Source organism: Micromonospora sp. NPDC050276 (assembly GCF_044459545.1).
Classification (GTDB): domain Bacteria; phylum Actinomycetota; class Actinomycetes; order Mycobacteriales; family Micromonosporaceae; genus Micromonospora.
The window spans coordinates 154,918-176,353 of the sequence record NZ_JBITJA010000002.1 but is presented as its reverse complement, the minus strand read 5'-3'; the positions used below and the strand labels follow the sequence as shown (position 1 = coordinate 176,353).

Sequence of the window (21,436 nt, the reverse complement as noted above, 5' to 3'; positions counted from 1 at the left end):
CAACCCGCCCGCCCCGCCCGCCCGAGCCGGTTGCCTGCGTCCTGCTCAGCCCCAGCGGTTCGACCGCTCCACCACTGCCGCCAGCGCGGCCCGCGCGTCCGCGCTCACCTCGGCGACCACCTGCGCCGCCGGTAGATCCCGGGCCAGCGGGTGCGCCTGCCCGGCCCACAGGTTGGCGACCGACGCGTCCCCGTCACGCCGGGCGGCGGCGAGCAGTGGGCGCGTCAGGTGCAGCAGATGGGGGTAACCGCTCGGCGCCACCGCGTCGTGCTGGCGCAGGAAATCGTTGGCCACGCCCCGTGCCCGTTTACCGGTGAACGATCGGGTCAACGCGGTCGGCGCGGCACTGGCCACCGCCGCCCGGTGCATCGGCGAGCTGCCCGCCTCCGGGCAGCGCAGGAACGCGGTGCCGAGTTGCGCGGCGGCGGCGCCGGCGGCCAGCACGGCGGCCACCCCGGGGCCGTCGGCGATGCCACCGGCGGCCACCAGTGGCCGGTCGCAGCGGGCGGCGGCCAGCCGGAGCAGCGGCAGCAGCGCGTAGTCGTCGTCGTCCGGTAGGCCGCCGCGATGCCCGCCCGCCTCGGTGCCCTGCACCACCACCGCGTCCACCCCCAGGTCGGCGGCGGCGGTCGCGGCGTCCGGGCGGGTGACCGTGGCCCACACCTCGGTGCCCCGCTCGTGCAGGGCGGCCACCGCCGCCCGGTCGGGCAGGCCGAACACGAAGGACACCACCGGGACCGGGTCCGCGAGCAGCGCGGCCAGCTTTTCCGGGTACGCGTCATCGCCGCCCACCGGCTGGCCCAGGCTCACCCCGCGCTGCGCGGCCTGCGGAGCGAGCCGGTCGGCGTACGCCTGGATGGCGGCCTCGTCGACGCCGCCGGGGTCGGGCAGGAAGACGTTGACGCCGAACGGCCGATCGGTGCGTGCGCGGACCTCGGCGACGTCAGCGACCAGTCGGGCCACGTCGATCATCCCGGCGGCGAGGAAGCCCAGCCCACCGGCGGTGCAGACGGCCGCCACGAGCGCCGGGGTGGACGGGCCGCCCGCCATCGGGGCGGCGATGATCGGGTGGCGCAACGTGGACAGCACGGACATCCCCCCATCCTGCCGCACGGGCTGGTCCGCTCACCGACGCGCGGTGTGCCTCCACCGCAGCAGACCGGCCAGCCCGAGCAGCGCCAGCAGCGTCCCGGCTCCGGCCAGCAGCGGCCAGGTCCGGCCAGCCGCGCCAGCGACCTTCCCGGCGGCCGGACCGATCGCCGTGGGCGCCGCCGGGCCAACGGACTCCGACGGAGGTGCGGCGGTGGTGGCCGTGCTGGCGGTGGCCGGATAGCGCAGGATCGTCGGGCGGGTACCGGCTGGTTGACCGGCGGACTCGGAGACGGTGAGCAACGACCGGCCGTCGCGACTGTAGGTGATCGACTCGCCCTGGGGCTCGTCCGGCAACGGGGTGATCCGCGGGCGGCCGGTGGTCAACGCGCGGACCACGTCGCCGTCGGGCACGTCGTACTCGAAGGCGTCGGCGTAGCTGCGCAGCGCCACCCGCCGTCCGTCCGGCGCGCTCGCCGCGCCGGTGATCACCCCGCGCCCGAGGAACGAGAACGGGTTGCTGGTCGTGGTCGTCGGCAGGGTCACCTGCCCGAGCGCGGTCAGCGGCGTGGTTGCGTCCGGCCGCAGCGCCGCGCTCGGCGCGTACAGGGAGACGGTGCCGCTGCCGCCCTTGGTGACGATCAGCGGCCGACCCGACGCGTCGAGCAGCAGCGCCTCCGCGTCGTGCGGACGGTCCGGATAGGTCATCCGGTGCAGCACCGGCCGCTTCGCCCCCGGCGCGAGCCGCCACACGCCAACCGTCGGTCGCGAGCGGTCGTTGTCGCCGATGTCGGCGACCCAGATGGTGCCGTCCCGGCCGATGGCCAGATCCTCGGTGTCGCGGGGCTGGGATGGGAAGGAGACGGTCCGCACCACCGCGCAGCGCCAGTCGAGGAAGAAGATCCGGCGGCGGGCCTCGTCGTCGGCACCGTCGTTGATCACGACGTACCCGTCGTCGGTGGCGACCATGCCGGATATCTCGCGGAGCCGGTCGTCGCGGACCTGGCAGACCACCGTCCCGGCCGCCGCGCCCGCCGTGGCAGCGCCGGCTGTGGCAGCGCCGGCTGTGGCAGCGCCGGCTGTGGCAGCGCCGGCTGTGGCGGCGCCGGCTGTGGCAGCGACCGGCACCAGCAGGACGGCCGGCGGTATCGCACCGGCGAGCAGAGCGGTCAGCGCCGCCCCCGCCCGAGCACACCGCCTCCAGGTCACCCGTCCGCGTACCCGCATCGCCCACCCTCCTCGCCGCGGCCGCGACCCGGCCACCCGCCCCATCCTGGCCGATCCCGGCCACCAGCGGCGGTCATCGCGGGGACGCGCCCGAGCCCCTGGTCGATGTACTGTCGCTCCGCCTGATTCTGGATCCGGGAGGGTGGCCATGTCTGTGAGCGGCACCGCGCTGGCCAACCGATTCCGACGGCGGCTGCTGCGCCGCCTCGGCCGCCCGGGCGGTGGCGCCGCGGCCGCCCTGGTGCCGCTCGCCGCGCTCATCTGTGGCCTCTTCACCGGTGCGTTGGCCAGCAGGGCCGCCTGGGAGACGTCTCGGCCGCAGCCCGACCGGGCCGAGGCCACCGCCATCCTGACCGAGGTCTTCCCCGGTCACGACCTCGGCGAGATCGACACCCCGCCCGCGCTGTTCGTCGTCTACGGGCACGCGTTGCGACTGGGGACCGTCAAGACCCTGTTGTTCGGCGACGGTGGCGAATATCAGGAGAGCGCCACCGGCGCCGCCGCCTTCGGCGCGCCACCGGTGCCCGCCGAGCAGATCGTCACGGCGGCCCGGGAGCACCTGACCGGTGCCGGCTGGCGGGTGTACGACCCGCAGGTGTCCGACCGCGTCAGTTGTGCGGACAAGTTCTGCGCCACCCCGCAGGCGGTCACCGACACCGCCCTGACCGCCCGACGTGGCGACACCATCCTGAACGCCTCGATCTCCTCGCAGACCGCCGTGGACGCCACCTACCTCTCGGTCGAGGTGCACCGCGCGCCGCCGCCCCTGGTGGTCCCCGCCGGGGTGGTCGGCACGCTGCTGGGCGCGGTGGCCGGCTGGGTGGTCTTCGGCTGGGTCAGCCGACGCACCGAGGGGCGCCGGCGTCGCGGCGTGGTGAACGCCCTGGTCGGTGTGGCCACGGTGCTGTGGTGGCTGCCGGTCCTGCTGAGCGTCCCGTTCCTGCTGCAGCACCACCTCGGCGAGCCGCACCCGGCCTGGCACCCGTTCTGGGAGTGGCTGGGCCAGCCGACCGCCTCCCTGCTCTTCCTGATCGGCGCGGTGTGCGTGCTGCTGGCGCTGGGGCTCGCCGCCGCGACCCGTCGGCGCGACACACCCGAGGCTCCGGTCGGCGGACCGCCGCCGGGCCGGGCCACGGACCGCCCAGGACCGATCTGATCCACTGAGGACCGTGGAGGGTTATCTGTCCGCCCGGACCCCGGTAGGTTCGAGGTGACCGCGGTCACGGCAGACCCGGACGGCGGTGGTCCCGGCGTCCGGCGTCGCCCGGCCGCCCGGCACACGGAAGGGGCGCAGGGTGCGGATCAGAGCGGGGTTGTGCGTCGCGGCGCTCGTCGCGGCAGGACTGACGGTCGGCACACCGGCCGCCGCCACACCGGCCGCCGCCCCGGCGGCCAGGGCCACGGTGGTGCCGATCCAGGTGACCGGCGACCCGGGCACGCGGTTCAACCTGGTGCTGCTGGGCGACGGTTACACCGAGGCGGACCTGCCCACCTTCCGGTCACACGTGGAGCGGCACCTCAACACCCTGTGGACGATCGAGCCGTTCAAGTCGTACCGCAGCTACTTCAACGTCTACGCCGTCGAGATCGTCTCGGCGGAGTCCGGGGTGGACTGCGACCCGGGTCTATCCGCGCCGCAACGCGACACCGCGCTGGGCATGGGCTTCTGGGGTGGATGCAACCCGGCCAGCGTGCAACGCCTGCTCACCGTCGACGGCTCCGCCGCGAACGCGTACGCCGATTTGGCCGTCGGCACCAACCCGGGCAACCGGCAGTTGATCGCGCTGGCCAACAGCGGCACCTACGGTGGGGCCGGCGGCAGCAACGCCACCGCCTCCGGCGGCAACGCGCTCTCCGCGCTGATCAGCCCACACGAGCTGGGGCACTCGCTCGGTGGCTTGCAGGACGAGTACGACTACTACGGCCGTGGGGTGCCCGGCGACACCTACAGCGGGCCGGAACCGGACTCGGTGCACCACACCGTGCTGACCGAGCAGCAGATGCGGGACACCCGGGCCAAGTGGTGGCGCTGGCTGGGTGAGCCGAGCGAGGCGGGCGGGACGATCGGCCGCTACGAGGGCGGTCTCTACCTCCAGCGCGGTGTGTGGCGACCGAGCCGGCACTCGATGATGAAGTCGCTGGGCTTCTACTTCGACCAGGTCGGCCGGGAGCGGATGACCGAACGGATCGCGGGCCGGGTCGGCATCGTGCAGGGCGGCACCGCCACCGATCGGGCGGTTGGGGCGGACCGACTGCTATGGGTGGACACCCTGCATCCGGTGAGCCACGCGTTGACCGTGACGTGGTCGGTGGACGGCCGGGCGGTGCCGCGCACCGGCAACGCCCGCCACCTGGACCTGCGGGCACTGCGGCTGACCCCCGGCCGGCACACGGTGACCGCCACGGTGACCGACCCGACGGAGTTCGTCCGCGATCCGGCCGTCCGCACCTCACCCGCGCTGACCCAGACCCGCACGTGGACCGTGGACACTTCGGTGCGCACCCCGCCGGTGACACCGCCGCTCGCGATCACCGCCTCCACCGCGACCGATCGACCGGTTGGCGCAAGCGACGTCGTGTACGTGCAGACCAGCCAGCCCACCGACCGGGCGCCGCGGGTGCGCTGGTCGCTCGACGGCCGACCGGTGGCCGACACCGGCACCGACCGGGACGTGGACCTGGGCGCCCTGCGCCTGTCTCGGGGCACCCATCGGCTGACAGCCCGGGTCAGCGACCCGGGGACCGGGACGGCGGTGACCCGCACCTGGACGGTCGACGCGACCCGGCCCGACGTGGCGTACGCGCTCTCCGAGCCGCTGCTCACCACGACCCGGCCCGGCCGACCCACGGAGTACGTGTACAACGGCCCGTTCACCATGGGGCTGACCGGCGCCGATGACGGCACCGGGCAGGTCACCTCCGAGTTCCGGCTCGACGGCGACGGGTGGCACAACTATTACGGTTGGCCCACCGACGCCCGCTCGCCGTTCCGGTTCACCGCCACCGGCACCGACGTGGACGGTCTGGTCTACGGCAATCTCGGCTCGGGCGGCCTGTCGGTGTCCCCGTTCGCCGAGCGGTCCCCCGGGTACGGCCGGCACACCATCGAGTACCGGGGCATCGACGCGGTCGGCAACATCGGGGCGGCACGCGCGTTCGTGGCCACGGTGATCCCGCCACCACCGGCCTGCACCGCCGTGGTCACCGGCCGACACGCCGGTCCGCTGACGGTCGCCGCCGGCGTCACCTGCCTGCGCACGGCCACCGTGACCGGCCCGGTCACCGTCGCCCCCGGTGCCTCCCTGGTCGCCGAGGGCTCCACCATCGCCGGGAGCCTGGCGGCGTCCCGCGCCAGCGCCGTCGAGTTGCTCAACACCGAGGTACGCGGCGCGGTGGCGCTGACCGGCACCGCCGACCACGTCACGCTGGTGGGGGCACGGGTGGCCGGGCCGCTGGCGCTGACCGGTACCGCATCGGCGCCCATCCTCGCCGGCGGCCAGGTCGGCGCGTTGGTCTGCTCGGGCGGCCCCGCCCCGGTCGACCTGGGGGCACCCACCACGGTGCGGAATCCGACCGCAGGCCACTGCCGCCGGACGTGACGCCGGGTCCTCCACGCGAGGCGTCTCAAGATCCGCGCAACGACGGGGAAAGTGCTGCTTCCGCCACGAGGGAGGCAGCACTTTCCCGGAAGCTGCCCAGATCTTGGCGGCGTGGCGGCCTGACTACGGCGGTGGCGGGTAGGCAGCGGCCCGGCGGCATGTCGACACCCGCCGGGTGGGAGGCTCCGATGAGCACGTACCGGGATGAACAGGGCGGCACGATCCCTCCTCCGGAGGCGGATGCCCTTGAGCAACGACAGGACGCGTTCGACGTCGGGCCGCCGGACCGGGTGTCGGGTGACGTGGACCCGGAAGCGGGCGAGGCCGACCTGGCCGAGCAGGGCGCGTTCCCGGCGGGCACCCTCGAGGAAGTGACGTCGCTGCCGGCCGACGCCAACCCCGCGGACGCCCTCGAACAGCGCCAGGAGATCCCGGCCCGCGACGAGGGCCGTCGCACCTGACCACGCCCGCTCTGACCGGCCCGGCCGGCAGTGCTGGCCAGCCGGCTCAGCCGGCAGTGCTGGCAGCCGGCTCAGCCGGCGGCGACCTGCCAGAGCAGGAACGTGTTGAGCGCGACCACCAACACGGCCACCAGGGACGCGGCGGCGGTGGTGAGGGGATGGTTGACCAGGTTGCCCATCAGGTCGCGTCGGCGGGTGAAGGCGACCACCGGGATCAGCGCGAACGGGATGCCGAAGCTGAGGATGACCTGGGACAACACGAGCGCCCGGGTCGGGTCGAGGCCGATGGCGAGCACGGCCAGAGCGGGCAGCAGGGTCACCAGCCGCCGCAGCAGCAGCGGGACCCGCCGCCGCAGGAAACCCTGCATGATCACCTCACCGGCGTAGGTGCCGACGCTGGTGGAGGCGAGCCCCGACACCAGCAACGCGACGGCGAACCCGAACGCCGCCGCGGTGCCGATGCTCTGGCCGAGCCCGGCGTGCACCCCCTCCAGGCTGTCCGCGCCACCCGGGCCACCGCCCCGGAAGCTCGCCGCGGCGATCAGCAGCATGGCGAGGTTGACCGCGCCGGCCGCGCTCAGGGCGAGCAGTACGTCGGTGCGCTGACCGCGAAACAGGATCCGACGCTCGGTGTCGTCGGCGGCGGGAATGCGGTCCCGGGTCAGCGCGGAGTGCACGTAGATGACGTGCGGCATGACGGTCGCGCCGAGGATGCCGGCGGCCAGCAGCACACTGTCCGTGCCCTGCAGGCGTGGCACCAGACCGGCCATGGCCGAGCCGGGATCGGAGCCGGAGGCGAGCAGATTGGCGGCGAAGGCCAGGACGATCACACCGAGTAGCACGGCGATGGTGATCTCGAAGGCGCGGTACCCGCGCGAGCGCAGCGCGAGCACGGCGAACGCGGCCGTGCCGATGATGATCCCGCCGGGCAGCAGGGGGATGCCGAAGAGCAGATAGAGGGCGACCGCCCCACCGATCACCTCGGCCAGGTCGGTGGCCATGGCAACCAACTCGGCCTGCACCCACATCATCCGGTTCACCGGCCGGGGCAGGCGCTCCCGGCACAGCTCGGGCAGGCTGCGCCCGGTGGCCAGACCCAGCTTGGCGGTGAGCGTCTGCACCAGCATCGCCATCAGGTTGGCCACCACCACGACCCAGACCAGCAGGTAGCCGTAGCGGGCACCGGCGGCGGAGTTGGTGGCGAAGTTGCCCGGGTCGACGTAGGCGACGGCGGCGACGAACGCCGGGCCGAGCAGGATCAGCCGCCCGCGCACCCGACCCCGGGCGCGAGCAGCCTGTAGTGGAGTCGCCCTCGACGTCGTCAGTTCGTTGGTGACCATCGCACACCTCCCGTCCACGCGGATTGCCACCGGTCCCTTCCCGTCGCACTGACCCGTCGGTGCCAACTCCTGGCCTACCGGTGCCACCACGGCCGGGGGCGTCGCGCCGCAACGGACTTGACAGCCGGTGACTCTCCCACGAAGCTGTCTATTAGTCCTACTGTCGTAGGACAACAGGAAGGATCATCGGGAGTGATCGAGTTCGTACTGGACAGCCGGTCGAAGGTGAACACCTACATGCAGCTCGTGCAGCAGGTGAAACAGGCACTGCGGGTGGGTCTGCTGACACCAGGCGACCAGTTGCCGAAGGTTCGGGACGTCGCGCAATCCCTGGCGATCAACCCGAACACGGTGCTGAAGGCGTACCGGGAGTTGGAGATCGAGGGCCTGGTCGGTGGCCGACCCGGGGTGGGCACGTTCGTCCAGCGCACCCTGGCCGGCGCGTCCCTGCCCAACCAGGCTGAGCTGCGCGACGACCTGGTCGCCTGGCTGCACCGGGCGCAAGCTGCCGGCCTCACGGCCGAGGACGTCATCGCCCTGGTGGAGACGACGCTGCGCGCCACCCTCGCCGACGACGCCCCGCAGAAGGAGCCCGCATGAGCGCAACGAGAGGACAAGGAATGGACGTGGTTTTGGAAGCCGACCGGCTCGGCAAGCGGTACGGCAGCACCTGGGCGTTACGGGACTGCTCACTGCACCTACCGGCCGGTCGGATCGCCGCGCTGGTCGGGCCGAATGGCGCGGGCAAGAGCACGCTGTTGCACCTGGCCGTCGGCCTGCTGAAGCCCGACGCGGGCGCGGTCCGGGTGTTCGGCCGGTCGCCGTACGGCGACACCGAGGGCCTGGCCGACATCGGGTTCGTCGCCCAGGACACCCCGCTGTACCGGGACTTCACCGCCGCCGAACTGGTCACCGCCGGCGGCAAGCTGAACAAGCGGTGGGACGCGGCGTTGGCCCGTACCCGGTTGGCGCAGCTCGGCATTCCACCGGACAAGCCGGTCGGCAAACTCTCCGGCGGTCAACGGGCCCAGGTGGCGCTGGCGCTCGCGCTGGCCAAGCAGCCCCGGCTGCTGCTGCTCGACGAACCGGTCGCCAGCCTCGACCCCCTGGCCCGGCGGGAGTTCCTCCAGTCGCTGATGGGCAGCGTCGCGGAATCCGGCACCACCGTCCTGCTCTCCTCGCACCTGCTGGCCGACCTGGAACGGGTCTGCGACTACCTGATCGTGCTCAACGCCTCCCAGGTGCAGCTCACCGGCGCGGTCGACGACCTGGTCGCCGAGCACCGCCAACTGGTCGGTCCCCGGCACGACGGCGGCGCTATCGGGGGCGTCGCCGCCGTGGTCCGGGCCAGCCATACCGACCGGCAGTCCACGTTGCTGGTCCGCACCGACGGGCCGGTCACCGATCCGGCCTGGGCGGTCCGCGACGTCAGCCTGGAGGACGTCGTGTTGGCCTACCTGGCCGACGGCACCACGCAGAGCAGTCACAGCGAGTGGGGGGTAGCAGCATGATCTGGTTGACCTGGCGGCAACACCGCAAGCAGGCGCTCTACACCCTGCTGGGGCTCGCGGCACTGGCCGCTCTGCTGGTGCCGATCGGCCTGTCGATGCGGCACACCTTCGCCGACCTCGGGCTGGCGGACTGCGCACGCCAGCTCGCGGACACCAACGTGGCGCCGGCGACCCGGGAGGCCTGCGACGCGGGTTTCCGCCGCTTCGGGAACCAGTACGGCAGCCTGAACCTGGTGGCCGTGCTGCTGATCACCCTGCCGGCACTGGTCGGCCTCTTCTGGGGTGCACCGCTGGTCGCCCGCGAGGTGGAGCACGGCACGCACCGGTTCGTCTGGACCCAGGGCGTCGGCCGGACCCGCTGGGCCCTGGTGAAGTTCGGGCTGGTGGGCGGGGCCGTGCTGGTCCTCGCGGCGATCTACGGGCTGGGCATGTCGTGGTGGGTCGACCCGCTCACCCAGGCCGCGGACGAGGGCCGGCTCGGCATGATCGTCTTCGACCTGCAGGGCATCGTCCCGATCGGCTACACCCTCTTCGCCGTCGCGCTCGGCGTCTTCGCCGGCACCGTCTGGAAGCGGATGCTGCCCGCCATGGGCATCACCCTCGCCGGGTTCATCGGCGTACGGGCGGCGGTGGAGATCCTGGCCCGGCCGCACTACCAGGCCGCTCGCACCAAGACCTTCCCGATCGAGGCGGAAGGGCCACCGAAGATAGACCGGGGAGACTGGGTCCTCACCCAGGGCGTCCGGAACCCCGACGGGACGATGATCGCGGAGGACACCCAGATCCAGTGCCCGCCGGGTGGGAAGGGGCCGACCGGTCGGGTCTGCGGGGCCGAGTTGGGCCTCGAACCGGGCGCGTACAACTGGCAGCTGTACCAGCCGGCGGACCGGTTCTGGCTGTTCCAGGGCATCGAGACGGGCATCTTCGTCGCCCTGGCCCTGCTCCTGCTCTATCTCGCGGTGCGCCGGATCCGCCGGATCGCGTAGCCGGGCAACGGGTGATCGCCGGGGCCACGGGGGCTCGGCGATCACCCGTCAACGCACGCCCTCGACGCTCAGCTTGAGCCAGGACGCGAGGTCGTGCAGCTCCTCGTGCACGGCCCGGGTCACCTCCGGGGTGAAGGGCACGTCCTCGTGGATGGCGTGCACGGTGAGCGCGCCCCGCCGACGCTCGGCCGTGGCGTCCACCTTTCCGACCAGCCGATCGCCGTGCAGGATCGGCAACGCGAAGTAGCCCCACCGTCGACTCGCCCTTGGCTTGTACATCTCCAGCACGTACTCGTACTCGAAGAGGTCCGCGAGGCGGACCCGGTCGTGCACCAGCCGGTCGAACGGCGACAGCAGCGCCGTACGCCCGGTGAACGGTTGCCCGAGCGCGGCCGGGTCCACCCGCCACACCCCGGCGACGCCCTCGATCACCGCTGGCTCACCGGCGTCACCGACCTCGGCCGGCTCGCCGGGAACGACCACCGCCTTCGCCCGAGCGATGCCCAGCGCCCGCAGCCGACGCTCGTCGCGGAGCCGACGCGCCTGCTCCAGCTCGACGGCGGGGGTGCCGGCCGGGTAGACCCGCTCCGCCACGTCCCACAACCGCTGTCGGCCCCGGCGGCCGGCGATCGCGACCTCGCCACGCAGGACCAGCAGCTCCAGCATCTGGGTGACGTTGCGGTTGTTGGTCCAGCCCGACGACGGCCAGGGCACCGCGCAGGTGTCGGGGATGTCGCGGGAGAGCAGCGGCCCGGACCGGCCGAGCAGGTCGAGCACGTCCCGCCGGAACGAGTCGTTGGCGCGCAGCCACTCGCGGTGGCGCTCATGACCGGGCGACCCCGCCATCGACGCGAGAAAGAGCCCCAGATCGTCCATCGGTCGCACCATGGCCTGGTGCTCGAAGAGCGTCCGGTCCTGTTCGAGGGCCTGGCGCAGCTGCGCTGGCTGGTATGACGAGCCGAGCCGACTCCAGCAGACGAGGTCGGCGCTGGGCGCGATGGCGGCGGTCGGGTCGATCTGCACCAGGGTCAGCTGGCGGACCATCGTCAGCAGGTCGGGCGGGCGCGGGGCAGCCAGCAGCTGGGCCCGGATGGCGATCCGCCGCGCCTGGGCCCGATCGAGTCGGTGCACATCCACGCCGCCGACCCTAACGGCGACCACCGACATGACGCTGAGCGGCAGCCGGGGGCGCAAGGACGCGCGACGGTGGGCCGGCGGACAGTCGCGCGACTACCGGGAATCGGCGGCCCCGACCTGGCCCGCGACGCCGACGTTCAGCGGGTCGGCCAGGAGTTTGTCGAAGGCCAGCTCGGCGGCGCCGATCAGGACGGCGTCGCGGCCGAGCGCAGCCGCGCGCAGCCGCAGGTGCGCACGGGAGGCGGGCAGTGGCATGGTGTCCAGCCGCTCGCGGACCACGTCCGCTCCGGCGGTGAAGATGTCGCGTAACGAGCCACCGAACACGACGGCGTCCGGGTTGACCACGTTGACCAGGTTGGCCACGCCGAAGCCGAGCCAGTCCGCCACCTGCTCGACCGCCCTCCGGGCGGTCGGGTCGCCATCCGCCGCCGCGCGCAGCACCTCGGCCACCGCGGCGCGATCGCTCGGATCACGGCCCGCGTGCCGCAGCAACGCGGCTTCGGATATCTCGGTCTCCCAGCAGCCGCGGGAACCGCAGCCGCAGGGCAGGCCGTTGGGGTTGACGACCATGTGGCCGACCTTGCCGCTGTGCCCCCGGTGGCCGATCAGCAGTCGGCCACCGACGATGATGCCAGCGCTGATGCCCAGGTCGCCGTGCAGGTAGATGACGTCGTCGATGCCCACCGCGACGCCCCGGACGTGCTCGGCCAGGCCGGCGATGTCGGCCAGGTCGCCGGCCACGAAGCTGGGCCCGGCGCTGAACTCCGCCTCCAGTGCGGCGCCCAGCGTCTCGTCGACGCTGGCGATCCGGATCCTCCCGTCCGGGTCCCGGGTGGTGTCGGTGACCGCGGCGGCCCCGCCGACCAGCAGCGCGTCGACGGCCACCGAGCGTTCCATGTCTCGGACCAGGTCGGCGAGGGGACCGGCGGCGTCGAGCGCCGACATGCCGGTGGGTCGAGGGATCTCCCGCAGATCGAGGATCTGCCCACCAAGGCCGACCCGGGCGGCGCGCAGCCGATCCGCGTCGATGCTCAACGCGTGGGTGTAGACCCGGTCGGAGCGGGGACTGACCACCAGTGAGGGTCGGCCTGCGCGGCGGGTGGTGGTCGGTGCCTCCTCGGTGACCAGGCCGCTGGTGACCAGGTCGGCCGCGAGGGCACCGATGGTGCTTCGGTTGAGACCGAGCCGGCTGGTCAGTTCGGCCCGGGACGTCGGTCCGTGCAGGTGGACGTAGCGCAGCACAGCGCCGAGGTTCTGCCGCCGGATCTCCTCCTGGCTGGCGCCGGGGGGCGACGGCAGCGGGGATTCGGTGTTGCGGCCGACGCCGGCTGGCCTGGCCCGGACTGGTGTCGCCACGGTCAGACCTCCTTCCGGGTCGATGCCGGTTGGCGCGGGGGTGCAGGGACGACGATGGGTCCCGGAAGAGGAGACCCGGGACCCATCGGCGTTGCTACCTATCGTGCGGTGACTACTTGGTGAGCGGCGCGAGCTTCGGGTCGTTGGCGTACGCCTCAGCCGCGTTCGCCTTGGTGACGGCGACCGGCGGGAGCAGGAACGTGTCGACGACCTTGCTGCCGTTGTTGTAGGACTTGGTGTCGTTCACCTGCGGCTTGTCGCCGGCCTGGAGAGCCTTGACCATGTTGATGGTCTCCTTCACCAGGTTGCGGGTGTCCTTGTTGATCGTCATGTACTGCTCGCCCTTGACGATCGACTTGACCGACTCCACCTCGGAGTCCTGGCCGGTGACGACCGGGATCGGCTTGCCAGCACCCTTGACCGAGGTCAGGATGGCGCGGGCCAGGGTGTCGTTCGGGGAGAGGACGCCGTCCAGCTCCTTGTTGCCGTAGGTCGAGGTCAGCAGCTGGTCCATGCGGGCCTGCGCACCCTCGGCCTTCCAGCCCTGGATGGCGGTCTGCTTGACGTCCTTCTGACCCGAGGCGACAACGACGTTGCCCTTGTCGATCTCCGGCTTGAGCACGTCCATCGCGCCGTTGAAGAAGACACCGGCGTTGTTGTCGTCCGGCGAGCCGGAGAACAGCTCGATGTTGTACGGGCCGTTCGGCTTCTTGGCCTTCATGCCGTCCAGCAGGGCCTGGCCCTGGAGCTGGCCGACCTTGAAGTTGTCGAACGCGACGTAGTAGTCGAGGTCCGGCGTGTTGGTGATGAGCCGGTCGTACGCGATCACCTTGGCACCGGCGGCGTGCGCCGCGGCGACCTGGGTCGACAGCTGCGCGGCGTCGGTCGCGCCGATGACGATGACCTTGGCGCCCTTGGTGGTCATGGCGGTGATCTGGGCCTGCTGGTCGGCGACCGTGGTCGACGCGCCGGCGTACTGCACGTCAGCCTGGAAACCGGCCTCCTTGAGACCGTTGGTGAACAGGTCACCGGCGAGGACCCAGTTCTCCGAGGTCTTGGCCGGCAGGGCCACACCGATCAGGGAGTTCGCGGGGAAGCCCTTGGCGGCCTCGCCGCCGGAGCCGGAGTCGCCGTCGCGGCCGGAGCCGCAGCCGGCGAGGGCCAGCATGGCGGCGGCGCTGATGGCCACCACCGACGTGCCGAAGAATTTACGCATGGTGAGGACTTGCCTTTCTGGATGTGTAACCGGGTGGTGAGGTCGGTGACCGTCAGCCGGACACCGCTGCCTTGGCGGGCTCGCGCTCCGCGTCCGGCGGTGAGGCGGGTGGGACGGAGTCGTCGCGGCGGAACGGCCGCATCAGGCTCCCGATGATGGAGAAGCGCCCCTGGCTCTTGTTGTAGACGTCGATCGCGACGGCCAGCAGCAGGACCAGACCCTTGATGATCTGGACCCGGTCGGTGCCGACGCCCATCAGCTGGAGGCCGTTGTTGAGCACGGCCATGACGAGACCACCGACGATCGAACCGCTGATGGTGCCGATACCGCCGGAGACGGCCGCGCCACCGATGAAGACCGCGGCGATGGCGTCCAACTCCCAGCCGTTGCCGTCCTGCGGGCCGGAGGCCGCCGAACGGGCCACGAAGATCATGCCGGCCAGGGCGGCCAGGACGGACATGTTCATCATGACGAAGAAGTTGACCCGCTTGAGCTTCACGCCGGACAGCTCGGCCGCCCGGGAGTTGCCGCCCACCGCGTAGATGTGGCGGCCACCGGCCGTGTTGCGGGTGTAGAAGGAGTACGCGATCACCAGGACCAGCAGGATGATGCCGGAGATCGGGAAGCTGGTGCCGACGCGACCGCTGGCGAAGCGCAGCGAGGCGAAGGCGATGACCCCGACCATGATGGCCATCCGCAGAAGCGAGATCCACATCGGCGCCGGGTCGGCGTCCATGGCCCGACGGGTGTTGCGGGCCTGGATCTCGCGCCACACCACCGCCACCGCCGCGGCCAGGCCGAGCAACAGCGTGGCGTTGTTGTAGCCGGTGTTCGGCCCGAACTCGGGCAGGAAGCCGGAGCCGATCTCCCGGAAGCCCTCGGGCACCGGGATGGTGTTGGCGTTACCGATGTACTGGTTGCCACCCCGGAACAGCAGCATGCCGGCCAGAGTGACGATGAACGCCGGCACCCCGATGTACGCCACCCAGAAACCCTGCCAGGCGCCGATGATCGCGCCGATCGCGAGACCGAACAGGATGGCGACGGGCCAGGGCAGGTCCCACTCGGTCATCGACTTGGCGACCAGGATGCCCGCGAAGGCGGCGACGGAGCCGACCGAGAGGTCGATGTGCCCGGCCACGATCACCATGAGCATGCCGATGGCCAGGATCAGAATGTACGAGTTCTGCTGGAACAGCGCGATCAGGTTGTCCGACCGCAGGGTGAGGCCGTCGGTCAGGATCTGGAACAGGACGACGATCGCCACCAGGGTGAAGATCATCCCGAACTGGCGAGCGTTGGAGGTGGTACCTCCGAACAGGTTCTTCTGAAGGTCCTTCAATCGGCTCATCGTGTCAGCATCTTCTTCGTCGAGGTCATCTGCTTCATGAGGTTTTCCGGGGTGGCGTCGGCCCGGGCGATCTCGCCCGTGATGGCGCCTTCGAACACGGTGTAGATGCGGTCGCAGAGCCCGATCAGCTCAGGCAACTCCGAGGAGATGACGACGACGCCCTTCCCCTGGTCGGCGAGCCGCTGGATGATGCCGTAGATCTCGTACTTGGCGCCCACGTCGATGCCGCGGGTCGGCTCGTCGAGGATCAGCAGGTCCGGGTCGGTGAACATCCACTTGGCCAGGACGACCTTCTGCTGGTTGCCGCCGGAGAGCTTGGAGACGCTCTCGTCGACCGTCGGGGCCTTGGTCCGCAACTCCTTGCGGTACGCCTCGGCCGCCTGGTACTCCTCGACCTCGCTCAGCACACCGTGGTGCGAGATCTTGGACAGCTTGGCCGCCACCGTCGACGACTTGATGTCGTCGAGCAGGTTGAGGCCGATCGCCTTGCGGTCCTCGCTGACGTACGCGAGACCGTTGTCGATGGCGTCCGCCACCGACTTCAGGACGATCTCCTTGCCGTCCTTGATGATCGTGCCCGACTCGTACACCCCGTAGGAGCGGCCGAAGACACTCATCGCGAGTTCCGTGCGGCCCGCGCCCATGAGACCGGCGAAGCCGACGATCTCGCCGCGGCGCACCACGAAGCTCTCGTTCTTGCAGACCTGTCGCTCGGCGGAGATCGGGTGCCGGACGTTCCAGTTGCGGACCTCGAAGAAGACGTCGCCGATCTTCGGGGTGTGGTCCGGGAACCGGCTGCTCAGCTCGCGGCCGACCATGCCCCGCACGATCCGGTCCTCGTCGACCCCGTCCGCCTTGACGTCGAGGGTCTCCACGGTCCGGCCGTCGCGCAGGATGGTGATCTGGTCGGCGATCGCCTCGATCTCGTTCAGCTTGTGCGAGATCATGATCGAGGTGATGCCACGCGACCGGAAGCCACGCAGCAGGTCCAGCAGGTGCCGGGAGTCGGCCTCGTTCAGCGCGGCCGTCGGCTCGTCCAGGATGAGCAGCTTCACGTCCTTGGCGAACGCCTTGGCGATCTCGACGAGCTGCTGCTTGCCGACCCCGATGTCCTTGATCAGGGTGTCCGGGTCCTCTTCCAGACCGACCCGGGCCATCAGGTCCAGCGCCATCCGGTTCGCGGCCTTCCAGTCGATCGCGCCCCGCTTGCGCGGTTCGTTGCCGAGGAAGATGTTCTCGGCGATCGACATCCCTGGAATGAGCGCGAGCTCCTGGTGGATGATCACGATGCCGGCGTTCTCACTGGCCCGGATGTCGGAGAACTTGCTCTCCGACCCCTGGTAGATGATCTTGCCGTCGTAGGTGCCGTGCGGGTACACCCCGCTGAGCACCTTCATCAGGGTGGACTTGCCCGCGCCGTTCTCGCCGCAGATGGCATGGATCTCGCCGGCGCGAACCACCAGGTTGACGTCGGAGAGGGCCTTGACTCCGGGAAACTCCTTGGTGATGGAGCGCATCTCAAGGAGGATGGGCACGTCGCTCATCGCTCGTACCACCTCGCCAACGTCATCGGTTGCCTCCGGAAGGTTGAACCTTCACTTGGTTTTGTTGTTGACGGCAACGTATTGCGGCCGGAGGGCCATCCGCAAGGCGAGAGACTGTTGAAAAAGTAACAATCCGGCAATATAGACGTAGCGCAGTATTCGCTCGTCACAGCTACCTCAGCAGCCCCTCCCGGCACCTTCGCCTGCCGGTGGCAACGTTGTCAAATGAAGGACGACCCGGCGATCGACTCCCGCCATCCTCCACAGGCCCGCCACCAGGCACGATCCAGCCATCCGCCAGAGCAGGGCGCCAGCCGGCGTACTTCGCACCATTGAACGATCTTGATTGCGCCGCGGCGCCGATGTTGGTCCCACGACAGCACGACGGCCTCCGGTCGACGGTGTGACCCACGCCTCTGCCCACGGGCCGGATCGACGATGATCGTCTCGTCAGGCTCACGACCAGGAAGCGGACCTGCGACTTAAGGTCCCTTAAGGGCGAATCGGGGCGGTCCGCCCCTACCGCGCCGGCGGTGGCGGCTGGTCAGGACGGCCGCAACACCGCCTTGATCACCCCGGCTTCCCGGCGGTCGAACCGGCGGTAGAGCTCGGGTGCGTCGGCGAGGGTGCCGTGGTGGGTGACGATCCTGCTGGGCCGGGCTCGGCCCGCGACCACCAGGTCCCGCAGCAGGACGGTGTAACGGCGGTCGTGGGTACGGCCGAACCGGACCGTGACCCCCTTGCTGAACAGCGCACCCCACGGCGCGACCAGGTTCTCGTGACCGTCGGCGCCCGGGCCGGGGTGTGGGTCCTGGTCCGGGAACACCCCGGCGACCGCGATCGCACCGGCGGCGTTGACCAACCGGGACGCGTCGGAGATGACCTGGTTCGGGCACTCCTGGTCGGGCTGCTCCCGATTGCGGGCCTGGAAACCGACCGCGTCGATGACCTTGTCGACCCCGCCCAACTTCGCCTCGCCGAGCGGCAACCCGTGCCGGGCCCGATCGGCGCGGATCTGCTCGACCGGGTCGCCCTGACGGAAGTCGATCGGTACGGCGCCGATCTCACCGGCCTTGTCAAGCCGGGCGTCGACGCCGTCGACCGAGTACACGACGCTGGCGCCCCGAAGCAGCGCCGAGTACGCGCCGAGCAGGCCGATGGCGCCGGCGCCGAACACCGCCACGGTGTCACCGGGTGCGACCTCGGCGAGGGTGGCGGCGTGCCACCCGGTGACGAACGCGTCGGCGAGCAGCACGAAGTCGTCCTCGTACGCGTCCCCCGGCTCGCCGGGCACGGGTACGCAGTTGGCGTCGGCCCACGGCACGCGCAGCAGATCGGCCTGCGCGCCCCGGTACGGACCCATTCCGGCGTACCCGTAGGCCGCACCCGGCCCCTCGGCCCGGGCCCGCAGGCAGGCCGCCGAGAGCCCTCGGGCGCACATCACGCACGTTCCGCAGAACAGGTGCGTGGGGATCACCACCCGGGTGCCCGGCCGCACGGTCTGCACCGCACTGCCCACCGCTTGCACCACGCCCAGCGGTTCGTGACCGAGCACCATGCCGGGCTGGGCGCTGGTCCGCCCGTCGTACATGTGCAGGTCGGTGCCACAGAGGGCGGTGGAGGTGATGCGCACGAGCGCGTCGGTCTCCGCCTCCAGCGTCGCGTCGGGCACCTCCCGCACGGCGACGGTCCGGACGTCGGCGTAGACGACGGCTCTCATCCCGGCTCTCCTGTTCGGCGTTGGAACGGCCGGTCTTCCCCCGGTCGAGCCGTTCATGCCCGCAGAGCCCGCGCGGCGGCGGCCGATGATCCACCGGCCGCCGCCACGGGCCCCTCTCCCACGCCGAGGCGCCGGATGCGTCTACTCGGACGCCTGGACGCTCTGCTGCTGGCGGAACTGGTCGACCGGCAGGCCGCCACGACCCCAGTTCTCGGTCTCGACCTCGTCGATCACCACGAAGGTCGACGTCAACGGTTTGTTCAGGACGTCGCGCAGGAGCTCGCTCACCCCCTTGATGAGGGCGGCCTTCTCCTCGGCGGTCGCCGCGGACGCGCCCGCCGTGCTGCCCTCGCGGGTGATCTGGATGGTCACGATCGGCATCGTCTGCCCTTTCTTCGCTGTGGGTGGTGTCAGTGGCCGGCGTTCTGACCGCCGTCGACGTGCAGGATCTCGCCGGTGACGAACGGGGCGGACTCGAGGTAGAGGACCGCGTCGACCACGTCGCTGGTCTCGCCCATCCGGCCGACCGGGTGCAGGCCCGCGAGCCCCTGGTGCGTCTCGACCGGGTGCATCGGGGTCTTGATGATGCCGGGCGCGACGGCGTTGACCCGTACGCCGCGAGTCGCGTACTCGATGGCCAGGGACTTGGTGGCGGAACTGAGTCCACCCTTGGTCAGGGACGCGAGCGCCGACGGAACGTTCGAGTTGGGTTGGTCGACGAAGCTGGTCGTGATGCTGACGATGTGCCCCGCACCCCCGGTCACCAGGTGCGGCAGGGCGCGTCGGGTGAGGTGGAAGAACCCGGCGAGGTTCACGCCGGTGACCAGGTCGAACTCCTCGTCGGTGTAGTCGGTGAACGGCTTGGCGACGAAGACGCCGGCGTTGTTCACCAGGGTATCGATCCGCCCGAAACGGTCCAGCGCGGCACGTACCACCCGCTGCGCCGTGTCGGCCTCGGCGATGTCGCCCCGGACGGTGACGATTTCCGGGTCGTCGGACGCCCCGATCGAGCGAGAGGTCGCCACGACGCCGTATCCGAGCTTGCGATAGGCGTCCACGAGGTCGGCGCCGATGCCCTGGGAGGCGCCCGTGATCACTACGACCTTCGGGGTCTGACTGCTGTTCATGAGGAAACCACTTCCACTAGACGACTGGTCTACTAAAACCTAGCCGACCGGTCGTGTATCTTCAAAGCATGGGACGGACCAGTGACGCGAAGAACAAGATCCTCGACGCGGCTGCCACGCTGATCGAGCAGCGTGGCTACACGGCGCTCGGCGTGGCCGAGATCTGCGCGGTGGCGGGCGTGCCCAAGGGCAGCTTCTACTACTTCTTCGAGTCCAAGCAGGCACTCGCCCGCACCGTCATCGACGAGCACTGGGCCACCCAGCGCCGCCAGTGGGAGCAGTTGCTCGGCAGCGAACGCGACCCGCTACAGCGGCTGCGGGACCTGTTCGAGGCCACCGAGGAGGTCCAGCGCGCCGGCCAACAGAAGGCCGGCGTGGTCGCCGGCTGCCTGTTCGGCAACCTCGCCCTCGAACTCAGCAACCAGGCCGAGGAGATCCGCGGTCGGCTTCAGGAGATCTTCGAGGAGCAGATCACCCTCATCGATCGGGTCGTCATCGAGGCGAAGGAGCGCGGCCTGGCCGGCTCATCGGTCGACAGCCGGGAGGCGGCCCGGTCCATCGTCGCCCAGATCGAGGGGCGGGTCCTGCTCGCGAAGCTGCTCAACGATCCGAGCCAGCTGGAGACGCTGTGGCGCAACTGCCTTGATCTCCTCCAGGTTCCGGCGCAGGCGCGGACCACGGCCGACTGAACGGACGACAGTCGCTGAGCGTCCACTCCGGGCGTACCGAGCGACCGCTCAGCAACATCGGCGAGGCACGATATTCAGGCGGACCACTCCCCGAGGATGATCCGCGCGGTCAGCGTGCAGGGCGACTGGCACCGGCCGATGGACGACGAGTCGGCGTTCGAGGACGGCACGCTCAACTTCCTGAGCATCCCGACGTGGAGTTCGGGTTGCGCTGGCTCGACTCGATCGGCGTGGATCTCGTGCATGCCCGAGTCGGTCTGCTCACCGAATGGTTGCTGGAACGGCTGACCGCTCTGCGGTACGACACCGGCGGGCCACTGGTCCAGGTGTACGGGTACCTCGCCGCGCTGCATCTGCCGACGGGCGGCGCGGTCCGCGTCTCGTTCGGACTGGCTTCCACGGCGACCGACGCGGAGCGCTTCGCCGCCTTCGCCCAGTCGACCTACCTCAGCCGTGACGTCGGTGCCGAGTCACCGCTGCCGCCTCGACTGCGCTGCTGACCTGCCCGGTCGCGCAGCCCTGCCGCCTGGCTAGCTGACCTGGGCCACCGGCGCCGGGCGGTGCTTGATCTCCTCCATGAACGGGAACCGGGCGGTCAGCTCGGCGACCGTCAGGCCGGCCCGCCAGGCGGCGGCCACCTGGGCGACCTGCACCAGGTCCATGACGTCACCGCGCGCGAGGACCTCTCCCGAGACGCGAACGTCGATCATGAAGTATCGGGCCTGCGAGCCCAGCCCCACGCAGACCACGCCTTCGTCGGAGTGCAGCTCGGCGCAGGTGAACCGGGCCCGCCCCTGCTCCGGGGCGGCGACCCGGCCGACATCGAGCCCGTGGCGGGTAGCGGTCTCGATGAGCGCGGGGGCCAGGCCACCCCGCTCGACCAGATCCGGGTAGAGGCGCACACCCAGCGCCGTCGACGCCTCGCTCATGACTGACTCCCACTTCCTTGTGACAGAGACCAGCAGCGCGCAGGTTACGGGAACGTTTCCGGCACGCCTCGTCATCCTGTCCCGGGTGGACGCCCCACGGCAATAGGAAGGGTCGATTCGACCGCTATCGAGTAACGCCCGGCCGCGCCGAACT

20 protein-coding genes are annotated in these 21,436 nt (G+C 71.0%); 8 read left to right on the top strand and 12 right to left on the bottom strand.

The window, feature by feature from the left end; all coding sequences use genetic code 11:
- Positions 1-45: 45 nt before the first annotated feature.
- Together ACIBF8_RS04050 and ACIBF8_RS04045 are read right to left on the bottom strand one after the other, a co-directional pair.
- A complete protein-coding gene (locus ACIBF8_RS04050; protein WP_396780882.1) occupies positions 46-1,095 on the bottom strand; it encodes an NAD(P)H-dependent flavin oxidoreductase in 1,050 nt (349 codons plus the stop codon).
- 30 nt (positions 1,096-1,125) lie between these two features.
- A complete protein-coding gene (locus ACIBF8_RS04045) occupies positions 1,126-2,316 on the bottom strand; it encodes a hypothetical protein (protein ID WP_396780880.1) in 1,191 nt (396 codons plus the stop codon).
- 148 nt (positions 2,317-2,464) lie between these two features.
- Between ACIBF8_RS04045 and ACIBF8_RS04040 the strand changes: the two genes are divergently transcribed.
- From ACIBF8_RS04040 to ACIBF8_RS04030, 3 genes are all read left to right on the top strand, one after another.
- Positions 2,465-3,472 carry a hypothetical protein gene (locus tag ACIBF8_RS04040; RefSeq protein WP_396780878.1) on the top strand — a complete coding sequence of 336 codons (1,008 nt, stop codon included), beginning with the start codon at positions 2,465-2,467 and terminating at the stop codon, positions 3,470-3,472.
- Positions 3,473-3,611: 139 nt separating this feature from the next.
- Complete coding sequence (locus ACIBF8_RS04035; RefSeq protein WP_396780876.1) at positions 3,612-5,915, top strand: M64 family metallopeptidase; 2,304 nt, start codon at positions 3,612-3,614, stop codon at positions 5,913-5,915.
- A 188-nt stretch (positions 5,916-6,103) separates the two neighbouring features.
- Positions 6,104-6,376, top strand: coding sequence for a hypothetical protein (locus ACIBF8_RS04030; protein ID WP_396780875.1), 273 nt, complete (start codon positions 6,104-6,106; stop codon positions 6,374-6,376).
- 71 nt (positions 6,377-6,447) lie between these two features.
- Here the strand turns inward: ACIBF8_RS04030 and ACIBF8_RS04025 are convergent, their stop codons facing one another.
- On the bottom strand, positions 6,448-7,716 hold the full coding sequence (locus ACIBF8_RS04025; RefSeq protein WP_396780873.1) for an Nramp family divalent metal transporter: 1,269 nt from the start codon (positions 7,714-7,716) through the stop codon (positions 6,448-6,450).
- Between the two features lie 192 nt (positions 7,717-7,908).
- Between ACIBF8_RS04025 and ACIBF8_RS04020 the strand changes: the two genes are divergently transcribed.
- Genes ACIBF8_RS04020 through ACIBF8_RS04010 form a run of 3 tightly spaced genes read left to right on the top strand, consistent with a single transcriptional unit; the run spans position 7,909 to position 10,213 of the window.
- The gene (locus ACIBF8_RS04020; RefSeq protein WP_030335957.1) at positions 7,909-8,316 is read left to right on the top strand and encodes a GntR family transcriptional regulator; all 408 of its coding nucleotides are present in this window, start codon (positions 7,909-7,911) and stop codon (positions 8,314-8,316) included.
- A gap of 20 nt (positions 8,317-8,336) precedes the next feature.
- Complete coding sequence (locus ACIBF8_RS04015; protein WP_396781241.1) at positions 8,337-9,227, top strand: ABC transporter ATP-binding protein; 891 nt, start codon at positions 8,337-8,339, stop codon at positions 9,225-9,227.
- Positions 9,224-10,213 carry an ABC transporter permease gene (locus ACIBF8_RS04010; protein ID WP_396780871.1) on the top strand — a complete coding sequence of 330 codons (990 nt, stop codon included), beginning with the start codon at positions 9,224-9,226 and terminating at the stop codon, positions 10,211-10,213. Before ACIBF8_RS04015 ends, ACIBF8_RS04010 begins: the two co-directional genes overlap by 4 nt.
- Positions 10,214-10,261: 48 nt before the next feature.
- On the opposite strand, the gene ACIBF8_RS04005 is transcribed toward ACIBF8_RS04010, so the two are convergent.
- From ACIBF8_RS04005 to ACIBF8_RS03970, 8 genes are all read right to left on the bottom strand, one after another.
- Entirely contained in the window at positions 10,262-11,350 is a 1,089-nt protein-coding gene (locus ACIBF8_RS04005) for a DNA glycosylase AlkZ-like family protein (protein WP_396780870.1), read from the bottom strand.
- A 93-nt stretch (positions 11,351-11,443) separates the two neighbouring features.
- Complete coding sequence (locus tag ACIBF8_RS04000) at positions 11,444-12,706, bottom strand: ROK family protein (protein WP_396780869.1); 1,263 nt, start codon at positions 12,704-12,706, stop codon at positions 11,444-11,446.
- A gap of 112 nt (positions 12,707-12,818) precedes the next feature.
- Positions 12,819-13,922, bottom strand: a complete 1,104-nt coding sequence (locus tag ACIBF8_RS03995; RefSeq protein WP_396780867.1) for a substrate-binding domain-containing protein — start codon at positions 13,920-13,922, stop codon at positions 12,819-12,821.
- A gap of 52 nt (positions 13,923-13,974) precedes the next feature.
- Positions 13,975-15,273: a multiple monosaccharide ABC transporter permease gene (gene mmsB, locus ACIBF8_RS03990; protein ID WP_396780865.1), complete on the bottom strand. Its 1,299-nt coding sequence runs from the start codon at positions 15,271-15,273 to the stop codon at positions 13,975-13,977.
- Complete coding sequence (gene mmsA / locus ACIBF8_RS03985) at positions 15,270-16,817, bottom strand: multiple monosaccharide ABC transporter ATP-binding protein (RefSeq protein ID WP_396780864.1); 1,548 nt, start codon at positions 16,815-16,817, stop codon at positions 15,270-15,272. Before mmsA ends, mmsB begins: the two co-directional genes overlap by 4 nt.
- Before the next feature lie 544 nt (positions 16,818-17,361).
- Positions 17,362-18,537 carry an alcohol dehydrogenase catalytic domain-containing protein gene (locus ACIBF8_RS03980; RefSeq protein WP_396780863.1) on the bottom strand — a complete coding sequence of 392 codons (1,176 nt, stop codon included), beginning with the start codon at positions 18,535-18,537 and terminating at the stop codon, positions 17,362-17,364.
- A gap of 141 nt (positions 18,538-18,678) precedes the next feature.
- Positions 18,679-18,918 (bottom strand): 4-oxalocrotonate tautomerase family protein, encoded by a 240-nt coding sequence (locus ACIBF8_RS03975; protein WP_396780862.1) that lies wholly within the window; start codon positions 18,916-18,918, stop codon positions 18,679-18,681.
- 29 nt (positions 18,919-18,947) lie between these two features.
- Positions 18,948-19,664: an SDR family NAD(P)-dependent oxidoreductase gene (locus ACIBF8_RS03970; RefSeq protein WP_396780860.1), complete on the bottom strand. Its 717-nt coding sequence runs from the start codon at positions 19,662-19,664 to the stop codon at positions 18,948-18,950.
- 68 nt (positions 19,665-19,732) lie between these two features.
- On the opposite strand from ACIBF8_RS03970, the gene ACIBF8_RS03965 reads away from it, so the two are divergent.
- Positions 19,733-20,353 carry a TetR family transcriptional regulator C-terminal domain-containing protein gene (locus tag ACIBF8_RS03965; RefSeq protein ID WP_396780858.1) on the top strand — a complete coding sequence of 207 codons (621 nt, stop codon included), beginning with the start codon at positions 19,733-19,735 and terminating at the stop codon, positions 20,351-20,353.
- A gap of 194 nt (positions 20,354-20,547) precedes the next feature.
- Positions 20,548-20,853, top strand: coding sequence for a hypothetical protein (locus ACIBF8_RS03960; protein WP_396780856.1), 306 nt, complete (start codon positions 20,548-20,550; stop codon positions 20,851-20,853).
- Positions 20,854-20,883: 30 nt separating this feature from the next.
- On the opposite strand, the gene ACIBF8_RS03955 is transcribed toward ACIBF8_RS03960, so the two are convergent.
- Positions 20,884-21,282 (bottom strand): hypothetical protein, encoded by a 399-nt coding sequence (locus ACIBF8_RS03955; protein ID WP_396780854.1) that lies wholly within the window; start codon positions 21,280-21,282, stop codon positions 20,884-20,886.
- Positions 21,283-21,436 lie beyond the last annotated feature (154 nt).